The sequence below is a fragment of the Bacillus sp. FSL E2-8887 genome (assembly GCF_038007205.1).
GTDB lineage: Bacteria > Bacillota > Bacilli > Bacillales > Bacillaceae_G > Bacillus_A > Bacillus_A mycoides.
Genome location: NZ_JBBOWS010000001.1, coordinates 2,165,622 through 2,181,518 on the forward strand (window position 1 = coordinate 2,165,622; position 15,897 = coordinate 2,181,518).

Annotated in this window: 12 protein-coding genes and 1 pseudogene; all 13 read left to right on the forward strand. The window is 32.1% G+C overall.

Features of this window, described 5'->3' with window-relative positions; translation table 11 throughout:
• Positions 1 to 192: 192 nt before the first annotated feature.
• Entirely contained in the window at positions 193 to 879 is a 687-nt protein-coding gene (locus NSQ08_RS10860; RefSeq protein ID WP_002085507.1) for a response regulator transcription factor, read from the forward strand.
• Positions 876 to 1,958, forward strand: a complete 1,083-nt coding sequence (locus NSQ08_RS10865; RefSeq protein WP_016101995.1) for a sensor histidine kinase — start codon at positions 876 to 878, stop codon at positions 1,956 to 1,958. Before NSQ08_RS10860 ends, NSQ08_RS10865 begins: the two co-directional genes overlap by 4 nt.
• 524 nt (positions 1,959 to 2,482) lie before the next feature.
• Positions 2,483 to 3,796 (forward strand): D-alanyl-D-alanine carboxypeptidase family protein, encoded by a 1,314-nt coding sequence (locus NSQ08_RS10870; protein ID WP_340774510.1) that lies wholly within the window; start codon positions 2,483 to 2,485, stop codon positions 3,794 to 3,796.
• A gap of 754 nt (positions 3,797 to 4,550) precedes the next feature.
• A complete protein-coding gene (locus NSQ08_RS10875) occupies positions 4,551 to 5,066 on the forward strand; it encodes a transglycosylase SLT domain-containing protein (protein WP_002141806.1) in 516 nt (171 codons plus the stop codon).
• Between the two features lie 142 nt (positions 5,067 to 5,208).
• Complete coding sequence (locus NSQ08_RS10880) at positions 5,209 to 6,366, forward strand: acyltransferase family protein (RefSeq protein WP_080019327.1); 1,158 nt, start codon at positions 5,209 to 5,211, stop codon at positions 6,364 to 6,366.
• An 89-nt stretch (positions 6,367 to 6,455) separates the two neighbouring features.
• A pseudogene (locus NSQ08_RS10885) lies at positions 6,456 to 6,587 on the forward strand (Fic family protein); the annotation flags it as partial.
• 162 nt (positions 6,588 to 6,749) lie between these two features.
• Positions 6,750 to 7,781 (forward strand): VanZ family protein, encoded by a 1,032-nt coding sequence (locus NSQ08_RS10890; RefSeq protein ID WP_340774520.1) that lies wholly within the window; start codon positions 6,750 to 6,752, stop codon positions 7,779 to 7,781.
• A gap of 169 nt (positions 7,782 to 7,950) precedes the next feature.
• A complete protein-coding gene (locus NSQ08_RS10895; RefSeq protein ID WP_002141809.1) occupies positions 7,951 to 8,544 on the forward strand; it encodes an SGNH/GDSL hydrolase family protein in 594 nt (197 codons plus the stop codon).
• 451 nt (positions 8,545 to 8,995) lie between these two features.
• Positions 8,996 to 10,969, forward strand: coding sequence for a penicillin-binding transpeptidase domain-containing protein (locus tag NSQ08_RS10900; protein ID WP_340774525.1), 1,974 nt, complete (start codon positions 8,996 to 8,998; stop codon positions 10,967 to 10,969).
• A gap of 395 nt (positions 10,970 to 11,364) precedes the next feature.
• Positions 11,365 to 12,069 carry a response regulator transcription factor gene (locus NSQ08_RS10905; protein ID WP_002085493.1) on the forward strand — a complete coding sequence of 235 codons (705 nt, stop codon included), beginning with the start codon at positions 11,365 to 11,367 and terminating at the stop codon, positions 12,067 to 12,069.
• A gap of 2 nt (positions 12,070 to 12,071) precedes the next feature.
• A complete protein-coding gene (locus NSQ08_RS10910; RefSeq protein WP_340774529.1) occupies positions 12,072 to 13,058 on the forward strand; it encodes a sensor histidine kinase in 987 nt (328 codons plus the stop codon).
• A gap of 128 nt (positions 13,059 to 13,186) precedes the next feature.
• Entirely contained in the window at positions 13,187 to 13,957 is a 771-nt protein-coding gene (locus NSQ08_RS10915; protein ID WP_002017024.1) for an ABC transporter ATP-binding protein, read from the forward strand.
• Positions 13,932 to 15,869 (forward strand): ABC transporter permease, encoded by a 1,938-nt coding sequence (locus NSQ08_RS10920; RefSeq protein ID WP_340774534.1) that lies wholly within the window; start codon positions 13,932 to 13,934, stop codon positions 15,867 to 15,869. Before NSQ08_RS10915 ends, NSQ08_RS10920 begins: the two co-directional genes overlap by 26 nt.
• Positions 15,870 to 15,897: the final 28 nt, after the last annotated feature.

The following is a 15,897-nucleotide window of genomic DNA, read 5'->3' on the forward strand; positions in this document are numbered from 1 at the left end:
ATGAAGAAGAAAACTTATTAATTGTAAATGGATCTAAAGAAAATTTCGAACAATATTTAAGACATTATCTTTTATACCGATTATGTTATTTTGGCGCTTTTAATTGCAAGTATATACTAAAGAGAGGATAGAAATGTACCACCTGCTTTTGCCTTTAGTTGTTCAATACGAGAAAAAATGTGGAGGAATATGATGGAGTCAAAAATTCTTATTGTTGATGATGATAAAGAGATTAGAAATCTTATCTCTGTTTATTTGGAAAATGAAGGTCTGAAAACTCAAAAGGCAGAAGATGCTATTGAAGCTTTAAAATTGTTAGAAGAAAAGAAGTTCGATCTTATTATTTTGGATATTATGATGCCTAATATGGATGGTATTGAAGCATGTATGAAAATTAGGGAAGAACGAAATATGCCTATTATCATGCTATCTGCAAAATCAGAGGATATAGACAAAATTCAGGGGCTAGCGTCTGGTGCCGATGATTATTTATCAAAACCGTTTAACCCGTTGGAGTTAATCGCTAGAGTAAAATCCCAATTAAGAAGGTTTAAAAAATACAATACGCATACAGATAATAATAAAAGCATCTTAGAAATTGGTGATTTAACCGTGAATACAGATACACGTCAAGTATGGGTAAGAGGAACGGAAGTAAGGCTAACTCCAAAAGAGTTCGATATACTCAAACTACTTGCTCGTAACAAAGGAATTGTTCTCAGTGTTGCAAAAATATATGAAGCAGTTTGGAAAGATGCTTTTTATAAATCGGATAATACTGTCATGGTGCATATTACAAAAATAAGAGACAAAATTGAAGAGGATTCTAAACATCCAATTTATATTAAAACTGTTTGGGGAATTGGGTACAAAATATGAAGAAGGTTAGTTTTAGAAATAAGATAATTATAAAACTTCTTGGTGCTGTTGCAGTTAGTTTTTTTGTTTCGTTTGGTTTAACAATCCTCACTTTTCTATATGTCATAATACCATTAAATCTAAATCACTATCTTGATGATCTTAGTACATTTGAAAATAATATGCTTACATTTCTTATATTCGCGTTAGCAATCTTTACTTTTATAATCATTTTTTTGATATTGGTTCGAAAGAAAATAATATATTTAAAGCTCATTTCTGATAGTGTTAATGATATTGCCAATGGAAAGCTGGGTTTGACAATTGGGATTGAGGGAAAGGATGAATTGACTCATCTTGCTCAAAATATTAATTATATGTCCAAGGAATTGGAGAATACATTTGAACAAGAAAGACAATTGGAACGTACAAAAAATGAACTCATAACCAACGTATCTCATGACTTACGCACACCGTTGACATCTATTATCGGCTATGTAGATTTATTAAAAAGAGGGCAATACGACAGTAAAGCACAATTACAGGAGTATCTCGAAACCACTTATTTAAAATCACAGAGATTGAAATATCTAATTGATGAACTATTTGAGTACACCCGTTTATCAGACATCGATGCTAAGTTAAACATTAACGAAGTTGATTTATCAGGCTTGTTGGAGCAAATAGTTGGAGAATATATTCCTATATTTGAAAAGGCAGGTTTAAGTGTTCAAAAATCAATAACGGAAGAAACAATACCTATTTTCATGGATGTAGAAAAAATGGTACGTGTTTATGAAAATCTGTTTATGAATGCGATAAAGTACAGCATGAAACCATCCGAATTATCAATATGTCTTGAACTAATAGGTAACAAAGCAATTTTGAAAGTATCAAATAAAGTCGAGAAGCCGCCTGTTAGCGATCCTAATAAATTATTTGAAAGGTTTTTCAGGGGTGATAAGGCCAGAAAAGATGATCAAGGAAATGGACTGGGACTCGCTATTTCAAAAAGAATTGTTGAACTTCATAATGGTAATATACATGCAGAATATAAAGTAGGCTGGATGTCCTTTATTGTTGAACATCCAATTAAATAGAATGGCTTATGGAATGAAAGGCTCCATAAGCTTTTTTTTAAAACTTAAGAAACTTCTTAAGTTAATAATTCAAGTAGGCCATTCATAGTAGACATGATACTGATAAGTTAATTTGATTTATTATTATAAAGTGATTAATCGAATAAAGGGGAAGTTCATTGATATGAATAATGTAAGAGACGATAGTAAATTTAGCAACCAGTGTGTTTTGGTATTCAACCGGGGCACACTGGTTTTATTTTTTTATAAATGTGGAACAAATGTATTACTTAGATTGTCTATTAAGTGTAATCCTAAAAGATATGAAAGTACAGATCATTTCGAAAAATACAAGGGTATTAAAAAGAGGGATATGTGTGGGAACACTAAGTGTCAGTGTGCCTAAAAGGGTGGGATGAGATGGTCTATATGAAAGTGGTTCTAATGTCTTATATGTATATAGAATTTGATAACGCTGTCTATTTTTTGGAGGATTATGTTAAAATAACGTTTTTTTGAGTACAAAGATATTGGAGGTAACAGAAGTGAAAAGTATGTTTTGCAAGAGATTTATTACAATAGTAACAGTGCTTACACTATTTTGTAGCATGGCCGTTCCATTTGGAAGAGCATCAGCGGAAACAGTTCCTGCTATAGACGTAGAAGCAGGATCAGCAATTTTAGTAGAAGCAAATTCCGGGAAAATTTTATATCAAAAAAATGCAGATGAATCATTAGCAATTGCTAGTATGACAAAAATGATGAGTGAATACTTAGTTCATGAAGCGGTGGATAAAGGAAAACTTAAATGGGATCAAAAAGTTAAAATTTCTGAATATGCATATAAGATTTCGCAAGATCGCTCATTATCAAACGTTCCATTAGAAAATGGTGGCTCTTATACGGTCAAAGAGTTATATGAGGCAATGGTAATCTACTCTGCAAACGGTGCAACAATTGCTTTAGCTGAAGAGATTGCTGGAAAAGAAGTCAATTTCGTGAAAATGATGAACGATAAATCAAAAGAGTTTGGAATGAAAAATTATAAATTTGTAAACTCTACAGGTTTAACAAACCATGATTTAAAAGGATATCACCCAGAAGGGACAACTCCAGACGAGAAAAATAAAATGTCCGCAAGAGATTGTGCGATTTTAGCACAACGTCTTATTCAAGATTTCCCGAAAATATTAGATACAGCAAAAATCCCTAAAAAAACATTCCAAAAAGGTGGCAAGTATCCGATTGATATGACGAACTTTAACTGGATGTTAAAAGGCTTAATTAAGCAATACGAAGGTGTAGATGGGTTAAAAACAGGAACTACTCCAGAAGCCGGAGATTGTTTTACTGGTACAGTAGAAAGAAACGGTATGCGTCTAATCTCTGTAGTTATAAAAGCAAACTCTCATACAGCACGTTTTGATGAAACAAAGAAATTATATGATTATGGATTTGCGAATTTTGAAGTGAAGAAGGTCTATGAAAAAGATTCAGTAGTAAAAGGTCATGAAACAGTGCGAGTAGCAAATGCAAAGGACAAAGATGTAGTTGTTCAAACGAAGCAAGCTGTTTCACTTCCAATGCCAAAGGGCAACAAAGACGTTTATAAAAAAGAATTTAAAGTATCGAATAAAGAACAAGAAGCGCCTATTAAAAAAGGTGTAACAATTAGTCAAATGATTATATCGCCTAAAGATAGTACAGATCCTGGATTTTTATCAGGTAAATCATTACAAGTAGACCTTGTAACAAAATCTGAAGTAGAACAAGCAAATTGGTTTACACGTTTAATGCGCGAAATAGGATCTTTCTTTAGCGGTATGTGGAATAGTGCGGTTGATATAGTAAAAGGCTAACTTTGTAGGATAAAACTAAATATTAGCCTGAAATAAAAGGTTTCAAAGTATTATAGATTCTTATGTGGATGGCTTGGAATGGAAGATTGCATTAATTCTCAAATCTGGTTCTTCGGAACTTTCGGTATTGCAATCAAGCTAAGATAAATTTGTATCCATATAATCAAAAAACGCTATTCTTTTTGTAGAAATATACAGAAAGGATGGCGTTTATTATGAATTGTTCGATTCAAAGGGTTCTGGTGCAAGGCTAGTTTAATAAAGTTACATGATGAAAATACATTCATTATTCCATCAAGTGACAATAAAAATAAATACCTGGTACTTATTCCTGTTATTAAATTTTATAAAAATTTAATAAAATCTTTTCTTCTTATTAAATATTTTGTTTTAAATTAATTATATAAAGAAATGGAGGCCGAAAAATGAATTTTTTAAAGAAATTTAAGTATCTTTTTATAGTGTTTATCCCTATGTATATAGTTATTCTTTAATTTCAATCGAATAAAAAAGCAAGGTATTCGAGAAAAAAGTACGGTACCATACAGAGAAAACGCTCTCCCATACAAAAGTAAATTGTACCGAAAGTGATAAAAGCGAATGTTATATGGAGGGAACTCCCTAATAAATTCACCTAAAAATCGGTAATTAATGAAACAAACAATAACAAAATGATACATGATTACGAGTTAATATCCCCAAAAGATAGGATTACTAGTGACAATCTTTGATACTGACAAGTGAGGTGACGTCGATGAGAGGGACATTAATAAAAAGTGGAGTATTTATTTTAGTTTTAACAGGAGGGCTATATCTTACAAAATACGCATATGACCATCATACTAACCGAGTTAAAGTAAGAGACACGATTCAACAAATATCAATAGAGCATGGTATACCGCCATGGATTCCTTTATCTATTGCATTCCATGAAAGTAAGTTTGATCGAAACGCAATTGGAGATCAGGGCACATCATTTGGACTGTTTCAGCTTCATCGAGGTGGACTAGCACCTAAAGATTTAACGAACGAAGATTTGAAAAATGCAGAAACCAATACTCGAATTGCAATATCTAATATGATAAATGCATATAACCGTGGTTTACAGCAAAATTTAAAAGGACCAGAGCTATTAAAATATGTTGCTAATACCTCAGGGTGGCCTGGGAATAAGGGTGTTCAATGGACAAATAAGCAGACAGACTATAACGAGGGTTTAGAAAACAGTTTTAAAATGTTTTCTAAACGACAATATGATTTTATAGAATGAAATTTCTTTTTTCTTTCTATTATTATATAACTTATACCTAAATACGAAAGTTTCCTAAAACAGATACATAGATTGACTTTGTACTGCTTATATTAGGAATTTAAAGAAACAATATGTATAATTCTCCCACTACAATAGTATAGTGGCCTTTATTAACAGCAAAATCTACAATTTACAAGGAGAACATTTTATGAGTAAGAGAATAAAAGAATTAGATTCCATACGAGGGTTAGCGGCACTGACAGTGGTATTTGGACATTTTTGTTTAATGCTACCATCGTTGCCTAATTCTATTAAATTTTCTCCGCTTAGGTTTTTATGGGCTGGCGGGGAAGCTGTAATCGTTTTTTATGTACTCAGTGGTTTTGTGTTATCTATGGCACTTTATCATTCAAAAACAAATTATTGGGGATATTTAATTAAGCGATTTGTACGAATCTATATTCCTTATTATTTTTGGATAATCAGTACCTTTGCTTTATTTATTTTGTTCTCGCCGTATGAAGTGGCTGGACTACGGGATTGGTTCTATGATAGGTGGCAAGGGTCTATAACAAAAATAGATATTATAAACCATTTTGTGCTTCTTAATAACTTTTTTACGGAAAATTATAATCCAGTTATCTGGTCATTGGCTCAAGAAATGCGTATATCTATTGTGTTTCCGTTGTTATTCCTTCTTTTTTATAAACTGAGTTGGAAGAAAACGATACTATTTGCTTTGAGCTTTTCTTTAATTAGTGTTTTCCTTAATATGTTGCATATAGGGAAAGCAGAGGGATTTTATAATGGTTATGCCGATACACTGCATTTCACATCGATGTTTATGGTTGGAATGTTACTTTTTAAGCATCAGGAAAAGCTTATCTACTTATATAGGAATATGAAAAAATTTAATAAAGGATTTCTTATTGCATTAGGGATTATTCTATATTTATATTCCATTTTAATTTATGGTTTTTCCCGTAATGATACTACTTTCTTATTAAAAGATTGGGGTGTCGTAATCGGTGTTAGTATATTTATAATAATGGCCATGAGTAACCTAAAAGTGAAAGCATTTTTAAATAAGAGTGTATTTGTATACTTAGGAGAAATTTCATACAGTATCTATTTGTGTCATTTTCCAATCATGATGGTACTATTTAAACTTTTGTATACAAAGATACCTATCTTTTTCCTTCTTGCTTTGTGTATTTCAATGACAATACTTTTTTCTATAGTTTCGTATCATTTAATTGAAAAGAAATGTATCAACTGGGCAAAACAAAGAACAACAAATTTTCGAAAAAAAGTGTAATGCTTGAAGGAATTTTATTTCTTTAGTAAATATACGAATATGACCGATTCCTAAGTATATTAGGAATCGGTCAATTACGGATTCTATATAAATATACTAAAATTGAACAAATTTTTAATTTTATACTTAACTCCAAAAATCCTCTTACTAAAGAGAATCTTCGTAACGTTTTTCCAGACATAGCCGAAAGTACAATTAGTAAAACGCTAGTTTCCTTGTAGCTGCTTGGTCAAATAAAGCTGGTTTCAAGAGGAAGAAATGCTCAATGTATACAGGTTTAATTCTGTATTAATAATTATTAGGGGTAACAACATATCGCTATCTATATCTAAAATGTTATATAAAACTATTGAATATTTTATTCGTAAAAACAGAGGTGTAAAATGAATTTTATTTCCGAACTACTTGTTACCTTTGCAATTCCTACAATACAACTCACATTCTTGTTACTACTCATTTTTGTTTTTAGCTACTTTGTAGTATACAAAAAGGTATGTAAAGGAGGGGGGGAATTTACCGTACAACAAGTTATATTGTTTATATTGATAATAGGATATTATTCCCTTGTATTATCAGCTACTTCATTTGGTCGTCCAGATGATATAACTTTTGCAAGAACAATTGACTTTGATGTACTTAGTGTTTATAAAAAAGCATGGAATACCTTTTCATTTTCTTCTTTTTTCCATATCATTGTGAATATAGGTATGCTTTTTCCGTTAGGAATTTTATTACCTTTATTTAGTAATGTTTTTCAAAAAACAAAATGGATGTTAATCAGCTCAATTATAGCAAGTTTATTGATTGAAATCCTTGAATTTACAATGCAACGTGGAAGTATGGAACTAGCCGATTTACTTCATAATACTTTAGGAATGATGCTAGGATATTCTATGTTAAATATAGTTCTTATATTGTTGAAGAAAAAAGAAACAGATATACAAATGACCAAATATTTATTTCTTCCGATTACAGTAAGTTTTGTTGCACTTGGAATAATGATTTCGTATCAAATGAAGGAATTTGGGAATATGCCTTTAGATCCCATTACAAAAACAGACATGACTGATGTCACTATAAAAACATCAATAAAGTTAAAAGACGAAGGTAATAAAATGCCTGTTTACAAAGAGGAAATTACAAAAATGCCTAATGACAATGAGCCAGTTACAAAAAAATCACATATTCGAGATGTCGAAATTCTGTCTCCCAAAGAAGTATTTCAAAAACTAAAACAAGGAGACTTTGATCCTATAATATCTTTCAAAGCAGGTGATACATTAGTCATTACAGATTATAATATAGATTACTACGCTGATACAAAAGGCTTTTCTCAACCTATATATGTTTTTCAAGTACGCTTAAATGATAATGGGAAAGATAGTTGGTCTCAACCTATTTCTGCGAGAAGATAACGTAGATTTTCATGTTTTTGTTCATGTGAAATAGTTTAATCGAGTTGTCTTGCTCATTTGAAAAATCTCCTATGGAATTTAATTGAAATTGAAAAACATTTAAGAAGAACAATTACGCTGTGGGCTATTGTATAGTGTAGATATGAATAACAAAAAAGGGGGACTATATATGTGGAAGCGATTTGTAGCGATTGGTGATAGTTTTACAGAGGGGATAGGGGATGAAGTTGAGGGAATAGCATTAAAAAGCTGGGTAGATCATTTTGTTCAACTGTGTGTAGATGATTTAAAATATGCTAATTTTGCAAAACGTGGGTTAGTAACTAAAGAAATTCGCTCACAGCAATTGGAACAGGCATTAACTTTTAATCCAGATTTGGTTAGTCTAATTGCAGGTGCAAACGATGTTTTAAAAGGACGTTGGAATCATCATGCATATAAGAACGATATGGAATTTATGATAGATACATTAAGTAAAACAGATGCTGATATTATTATAGCAAACCTTCCAGATTTTACTGTTAGGCTTCCATTTCCTTCTGAAAAAAAACAAGTATTAAAAGAACAATTATTAGAGGCAAATGAAGTTATACTTTCACTAAGTAGAGAGTATAAGCTTCATCATGTTGACTTTTGGAATCATCATTTAGTTAATGACAATACGCTTTGGTCTACGGATTTAATTCATCCAAACTCAAAAGGATATGTAAAAGTTGCTGAATTGATTTTTAGTAGTTTGCCTGTACACGACTCTTTTAAATAAGCTGTAGAATGACCTAAACTCCTGTCGCATGCTGTACAGGGGTTTTTGGTGCGAAAAAGAAGGATATAGAGTGCCTATAAATTATACTTTAAGTAATTCTTTTTATTGTTTATATCTTTGTTATTTTCTGTTGCAGAATCCTTATTATAAGGATTCTTTTTTTGTATCAATAATCTATAAAGAAAAAAGATGAAATTGGCGAAAATGAACTAAAAGGTATTTTAAATGAATTGTTAAAACAACACTAATAATGATAACGTTCGCTAAATATATTCGTCGTTTGTAAGAATCTTAAAATCTTTCCTTTTTGAATGCAGCTTAACCATAAATTTAATTTTTTTGTAAATGTGGAACTATTTCATTACTTACACTGTCTATTAAGCGTTAAAACATTTTTTATTTAACATATTTAGAAAGGAATAATCATTTTTAATTAAGGGAGAAGATTGAATTGAAAAAAATATGGATGCTGCTTTTCTTTTGTTTTGGAGTTATGTTGGTAGGATGCAATAAAGATGAGCCGCCAAAACAAGCATTTGAAGAATATATCAATTTATGGAATGATAAAAAATTTACAAATATGTATGATTATTTATCAGAACATGCAAAAAAAACGATTTCTAAAAAGGAGTTCACAGAGAAATATCAAAAAATTTATGAGGGTATTGGAGTTAAGAATTTAAAAATTAAAACGAAAGGAGAGAATACTAAAGATAAAGAACTTTTTCTTTTTGAAGTTAATATGGATACGGATGGAGGAACAGTTTCATTCATCCATGAAGCAAAACTCGTGAAAGATAAAGATAAGGAATCTTGGAAAATAGATTGGACACCAGACTTTATTTTCCCAGGTATGAAAAAAGATTACAAAGTACGTATGCAAACAGAGCAAGGAAAACGCGGAGAAATATATGATCGAAATGGAAAAGGGCTTGCAACGAATGGAAAAGCGACTGAGGTTGGAATTATTCCAGAGAAACTAGGTGAAACGGCAGCGCAAACGAAAGAAATAGTAGCACAATTACTTGATATGTCTATAGAAGAGGTCGATCAAAAGCTCGCAGCGAAATGGATAAAACCAGATTCCCTTGTACCAATTGGTATTTTAAAAGAGGGAACCAGACAGAATGATTATATTGAATTAGAAGGAGTTTCATCTCGCCCAGTAAATATTCGTACGTATCCATTAGGAGAAGCAGCGGCACACTTAACGGGATATATAGGAAAGGTAAATGCAGAGGAGTTAAAATCGCTTCAAAAAAAAGGTTATCAAGCAGATGATTTAGTGGGTAAGACAGGTTTAGAGAAAGTATTAGAGAATAAATTGCGTGGTGAAAAGGGTGGACGCGTATTTATGGAAGATGAGAACGGGAAAGAGATCAAAAATGTAGCAAAACAAGAAGCAAAAAAAGGGGAAAATGTTACGTTAACTATTGATGCTGCAATTCAAGAAAAAATCTTTAATGAGATGAAAAATGAAGCAGGATCTAGTGCAGCGGTCAATCCTAAAACGGGTGAAACAATCGCACTTGTAAGTAGCCCTGCTTATAATCCAAATACAATAGTTAGAGGAGCATCAAAAGCTCAACGGGAAGCATGGAATAATGACTCGAAACTGCCAATGATGAATCGCTTCACACAAGCATTTGTACCAGGTTCCGTATTTAAAACGATAACAGGTGCAATTGGTTTGGAAACAAACACAATAAATCCTAAGGAAGAATTTAAAATTCAAGGATTAAAGTGGACAAAAGATTCATCTTGGGGAAATTATTATGTAACACGTGTGAAGGATGCTAGTCCAGTTGATTTTGATAAGGCAATGAAGTACTCTGATAATATTTATTTTGCTCAACAAGCTTTGAAAATAGGAAAAAATCGGTATGTAAATGAATTTAAGAAATACGGATTTCATGAAAAATTACCAATTGAATACGAATTCCCTATTTCAATCATTGCAAAAGATGGGATAAAAAATGATATTCAACTAGCAGACACGGGGTACGGACAAGGACAAGTATTAATGACACCTCTTCATTTAGCATTGACTTATGCACCGATTGTCAATGAGGGTAACATTCCGTCACCGCATCTTATAAAAAAAACAAAAGAAGCGGGAAATTGGAAAGAAAATGTGATTTCTACCAAGAATCAAGAGATATTAAAAAGTGCGTTAATAAAGGTTATTAATGATCCTGATGGTGCTGGGAGAATTGCTAAAGTTGATGGTGTAACTCTCGCTGGTAAGACAGGTACAGCAGAACTGAAAGAATCGAAAGAAGCAGAGGGTAAAGAACTTGGATGGTTTGCAGCTTTCGATGCAAGTGCGCCAAACATGATTGTTACCATGATGATTGAAGATGTAAAAGGAAGAGGAGGGAGCAACGTTCCAGGTGAAAAAATAAAACATGTTTTTCAGAAATAATACTTAATTAGAAGGTGAAATTTACTTCTTTAGTAAATATACAAACCTTACCGATCCAAGATTATATTAGGAATCGGTTAATTTATGTCTAAACGCAGATTTTATGATTTTAATAATCGTATTTAATTACGTGTTTTTTACACAATTAAATACGATTATTTTTTATTTAAAAATTATAAAACAACAAATTTTAAAATATTAAATTAGATAATTGAAATTTAAAAAATAAGAGCTATTATACTTAACTTTATTTTCAGAAATATTACAAAACTGTTAGTTTGAAGTAAGGTTATTCAATATAAGTAAGAGGGGAATTTCTTTATACTAAAAGATAAAAGTATTAATTAGATATTTCTAGATAATAAATAGATACATAAATAAAAGGAGCTAAATATATGTATAAAATCATGATTGTAGAAGATGACCAAAAAATTTCTAAACTACTTCAATCCCATATTAATAAGTACGGGTATGAAGGGAATATTACAGAGGATTTTGAAAATATTTTGGCTAACTTTGAAAAAATTCAACCTGATTTAGTTTTATTAGATGTAAATTTACCGAGTTTTGATGGTTTCTACTGGTGCCGACAAATTAGAACGGTCTCTACTTGTCCCATTATATTTATATCAGCACGTAGTGGAGAGATGGAGCAAGTTATGGCACTTGAACATGGTGCAGACGATTATATCACTAAACCGTTTCATTATGAAGTTGTAATGGCAAAAATCCGAAGTCATCTTCGAAGAATTTACGGAGAATACGCACCGAAAGCGGAAGAAAGAGTTGTTCAGCAATCCGGTTTAATACTTTATCCAGAAAAAATGGAATTAAAGCTAAATGATAGCATGTGTATACTGTCAAAAAAAGAAACTGTTTTACTAGAAACTCTCTTACGACAATCTCCTAGTATTGTTAGTCGAGAGAAAATTTTAGAAAAACTTTGGGATGACTATACGTATGTAGATGATAATACGTTAAGTGTAAATGTTACACGTGTCCGAAAAAAATTAGAGGAAATCGGAATAAAAAATGCATTAGAAACAGTTCGTGGTGCTGGATATCGTTTGAAAATAACTTGGAAGAATGATGAGGTATAATAATGAATTTATTTTTACATGAACATATCCCTTTCATCTGTTTCTCAATCATTCAGCTATTTGTCGTTCTAACTGTTTATTGGCTGGATGGATATAACCACTTATCTACTGCGTTATATAGTGTGTTTTTAGGAGGATGCTTTTTAATTGCGTTTTTACTTTATCGCTACTTTAGCCATCGTAGATTTTATAACAAATTATCCAACCCTTCTGAAAAATTAGAGGACTCCTTAGAAGAACTCGATTCCACTCCATTATCAGCAGCACTTCAGCGTGTGTTAAAGACACAATACAGTCAATATCATCAACAGTTAAAGACTTGGGAATATAAACAAAAAGAGCACCTTACATTTATTAATCAATGGGTGCATCAGATGAAAACGCCTCTATCAGTTATTGAACTGATCACACAAGAAGAGAATGGGGAGGTTTTTGAAAGTATTGTGGAAGAAGTAGATCAAATGCAGTACGGATTAGAAATGGTCTTATATATGGCGCGATTACAAACGTTTGAGCAAGATTTTTATGTGGAAAGAGTTTCGTTACAGGAAATCGTTCAAGAAGTAATCCGTGAAAATAAACGTCTGTTTATCCGTAGCTATGTTTATCCAGAAGTAAAAGTAAAACAAACTATTATGGTAGAAACCGATAGAAAGTGGCTTCGGTTTGTTATTCATCAAGTGATATCCAATGCCATTAAGTATTCAGCAGGAAGTAGAAAAAACGTTACTATTACTACATTAGAAGAAGAGCGCTCAGTAATCCTTGAAATACACGATCATGGTGTGGGAATTCCAAAAGAAGACCTCCCGAGAGTATTCCGCCCATTTTATACGGGAATAAACGGTCGGAAATTTAAGGAATCTACTGGGATGGGATTATATCTTGTGAAAAATATTATAAAAAGATTGGAACATGATATTGAAATAAAGTCGGAAGTAGGAAAAGGAACAACAATCTGTATTATTTTCCCTTATGCAAATCGTTAGAACGGTATTTAGTTTGACTTTTCAGAAATATTACAGACCTGTTAGATATATGAAAGGTTAATCGATATGAGAAGAAGGGACGCTTAGATAAACTTAGGTTATTAAAAGATAAAAAGGAGCAAAACGATATGGAAATATTAAAGGTCTGTGAACTGAGTAAAATCTATACAGGAAAGGTATCTTATGAAGCGCTCGCCGACATTAATTTGAGTGTGAAAAAAGGGGAGTTTGTAGGAATAATGGGACCATCAGGAAGTGGGAAAACTACTTTGTTGAACATGGTTTCTACTATTGATTCTCCCACATCAGGAGAAATATTGATTAATGGAGAAAATCCATATCAATTATCTCAAAATGAACTGGCATTATTTCGAAGACGTGAATTAGGTTTTGTGTTTCAAGCATTCAATCTTCTTACAACATTAACTGTAAAAGAAAATATTGTTCTTCCTCTGACGTTAGATGGTACTAAAGTTGAGGATATGAATCAGCGTGTAGAAGGTATTGCAGAAAAATTAGGCATTCAAGATATATTAAATAAACGAACATATGAAATATCAGGCGGACAAGCACAAAGGACAGCAATTGCACGTGCTCTAATTCATAAACCTAAATTATTACTAGCAGATGAACCGACGGGAAACTTAGATTCAAAAGCGGCTAATGATGTAATGGAGTTATTAAAACGATTAAATAAAGAACAAGATGCAACAATGATGCTTGTTACGCACGATCCAGTGGCTGCAAGTTTTTGTGATCGCGTTGTATTTATTAAAGATGGAAAATTATATAACGAAATTTATAACGGAGAAAACCAACAAATGTTTTATCAAAAAATTATAGATGTACTTGCATTACTAGGAGGTCGTAAGCATGACTTTTCAAAGATTCGCTTTTAATAATATCATTCGAAGTAAGCGGACTTATGCTGCACACTTTCTAAGTAGCTCATTTTCAGTTATGGTTTTTTTCACATATTCACTCTTACTTTTTCATCCTGATTTACAAGGAGAACTAGCCTCCACAAGTAAAACAATGAGCCTTTTAGGAACAATGGGGATGCAAATCTCTCAATATCTCATTTTTGTATTTTCATTCTTCTTTCTTTTATATTCGGTGAGTTCTTTTTTAAAAACAAGAAAAAAAGAATTTGGAATTTTAATCATGCATGGTATGACACCGGCGCAGTTAAACAAATTAATTTTTTTAGAAAATATGTTAATTGGAATCGGATCTATTATGTTTGGTATCTTAATTGGATTGATATTTGCAAAGCTCAATTTGTTAGCAAGTGAAAATATATTAGCGATTGATAAGGGACTTTCTTTTTATGTTCCTATAAAAGCTGTCTTTATGACAACTAGCGCATTTTTGATTCTGTTTCTAGTTATTTCGTTGTTTACTTCTAAGATGGTAAAAGGAAACAAGTTGATTGATTTGATGAAATCAGAGGAAAAACCAAAGCCAGAGCCAAAGGCATCAAAAGCATTAGCATTTCTTTCCGTATTCTTCATTGGATTAGGGTATGGATGTGTGTTCTATTTCGTACTAGAAAGAAACTTCATTATGCCTTACTTACTTGGAGGGGTAGTCTTTGTAGTGATAGGGACATATTTTCTATTTTCACAGTTGAGCGTGTATGTAATACGTGTCTTAAAGAAAAAAGACACTTTGTTTTTTAATAAAACAAACCTTCTTACTATATCTGAATTGGCCTATCGTATGAAGGATAATGCAACTATGTTCTTTATGCTAGCGATTGTTTCCGCTGTGGCCTTCACAGGGATTGGTACATGCCTAGCAATGGGAAATAAGGGATTAACCGAAATGACCAATCCATTTGCATTTACCTATACTTCGTTAGGAGAAAATGCACAAGAAGAAGAGCACATTACAGAAATGAAAAAACAACTTACTCGCTCAAATTTCTCTTATCAGGTAGCGGTTACGAATCCTAAATTCACGGAAAATAATTTAGTGCTAATCAAAGTATCAGAGTATAACAAGTTTGCAAAAATTTTCGGATATGAAATGGAAAAGATGGATAACGATCAAGAAGCGATTATAGTACCCTCAATCATTTCGCAAAAAGAAAAGTATGCAAGAGGAAAAGATATACCCGAGAAAATAGATGTAGTACAGGAAAACTTAGAAATGTCCCTCCGGGTCAAGAAGGCGGTCCCACATATAGTTCTCCCAAATTCAATTGGAGCCATTATTGTTGTTTCGGATTCTCTGTACGATAAAATCCCTAACAGAAAGACGGAAGATGATTCTTACGTAATGAAAAGTCAATATGGTTTTGTCGTGGAAAATTGGGAGAAATCAAGAGTGGTTACAAAAAAATTAGAAGAAACAATGGGTAATCATAATTCGGGGCAAGCACATCATTATTTTAAAGCGTTGTATTCTGAATGGATTTCTTCGAAACAAGAGAACGGTATTTTACTTATTGTCAGTGTATTAGTAGGGATCGTATTCTTTACGTTTGCAGCCAGCCTATTATATTTCAGGCTATATGCAGATTTAGAAAGAGAACAACAACAATACGAAATGATTGCGAAGGTCGGTCTAAGTAGAAAAGAACTAAAGAAAATCGTAACACGACAGCTTATACTAATGTTCTTCTTGCCTATCATTATAGCGATTATTCATAGCGGGGTCGCTTTTATAGCCTTGCAACAGCTAATTGACTACTCAGTTTTAAAGATTTCGATTTTAATTATACTAGCCTTTATATCCATTCAAAGTGTGTACTTTTTCACTGTCCGTTGGCGTTATTTACAACGGTTATATAAAAAAATTATGTAGCGTATTGATAAAACAAGCAAAGAGGAGA

Coding starts and splice junctions, on each gene's coding strand:
- NSQ08_RS10890 (WP_340774520.1), top strand. CDS start 6,750: ATGAATTTTATTTCCGAACTACTTGTTACCTTTGCAATTCCTACAATA.
- NSQ08_RS10905 (WP_002085493.1), top strand. CDS start 11,365: ATGTATAAAATCATGATTGTAGAAGATGACCAAAAAATTTCTAAACTA.
- NSQ08_RS10910 (WP_340774529.1), top strand. CDS start 12,072: ATGAATTTATTTTTACATGAACATATCCCTTTCATCTGTTTCTCAATC.
- NSQ08_RS10875 (WP_002141806.1), top strand. CDS start 4,551: ATGAGAGGGACATTAATAAAAAGTGGAGTATTTATTTTAGTTTTAACA.
- NSQ08_RS10915 (WP_002017024.1), top strand. CDS start 13,187: ATGGAAATATTAAAGGTCTGTGAACTGAGTAAAATCTATACAGGAAAG.
- NSQ08_RS10920 (WP_340774534.1), top strand. CDS start 13,932: ATGACTTTTCAAAGATTCGCTTTTAATAATATCATTCGAAGTAAGCGG.
- NSQ08_RS10860 (WP_002085507.1), top strand. CDS start 193: ATGGAGTCAAAAATTCTTATTGTTGATGATGATAAAGAGATTAGAAAT.
- NSQ08_RS10895 (WP_002141809.1), top strand. CDS start 7,951: ATGTGGAAGCGATTTGTAGCGATTGGTGATAGTTTTACAGAGGGGATA.
- NSQ08_RS10865 (WP_016101995.1), top strand. CDS start 876: ATGAAGAAGGTTAGTTTTAGAAATAAGATAATTATAAAACTTCTTGGT.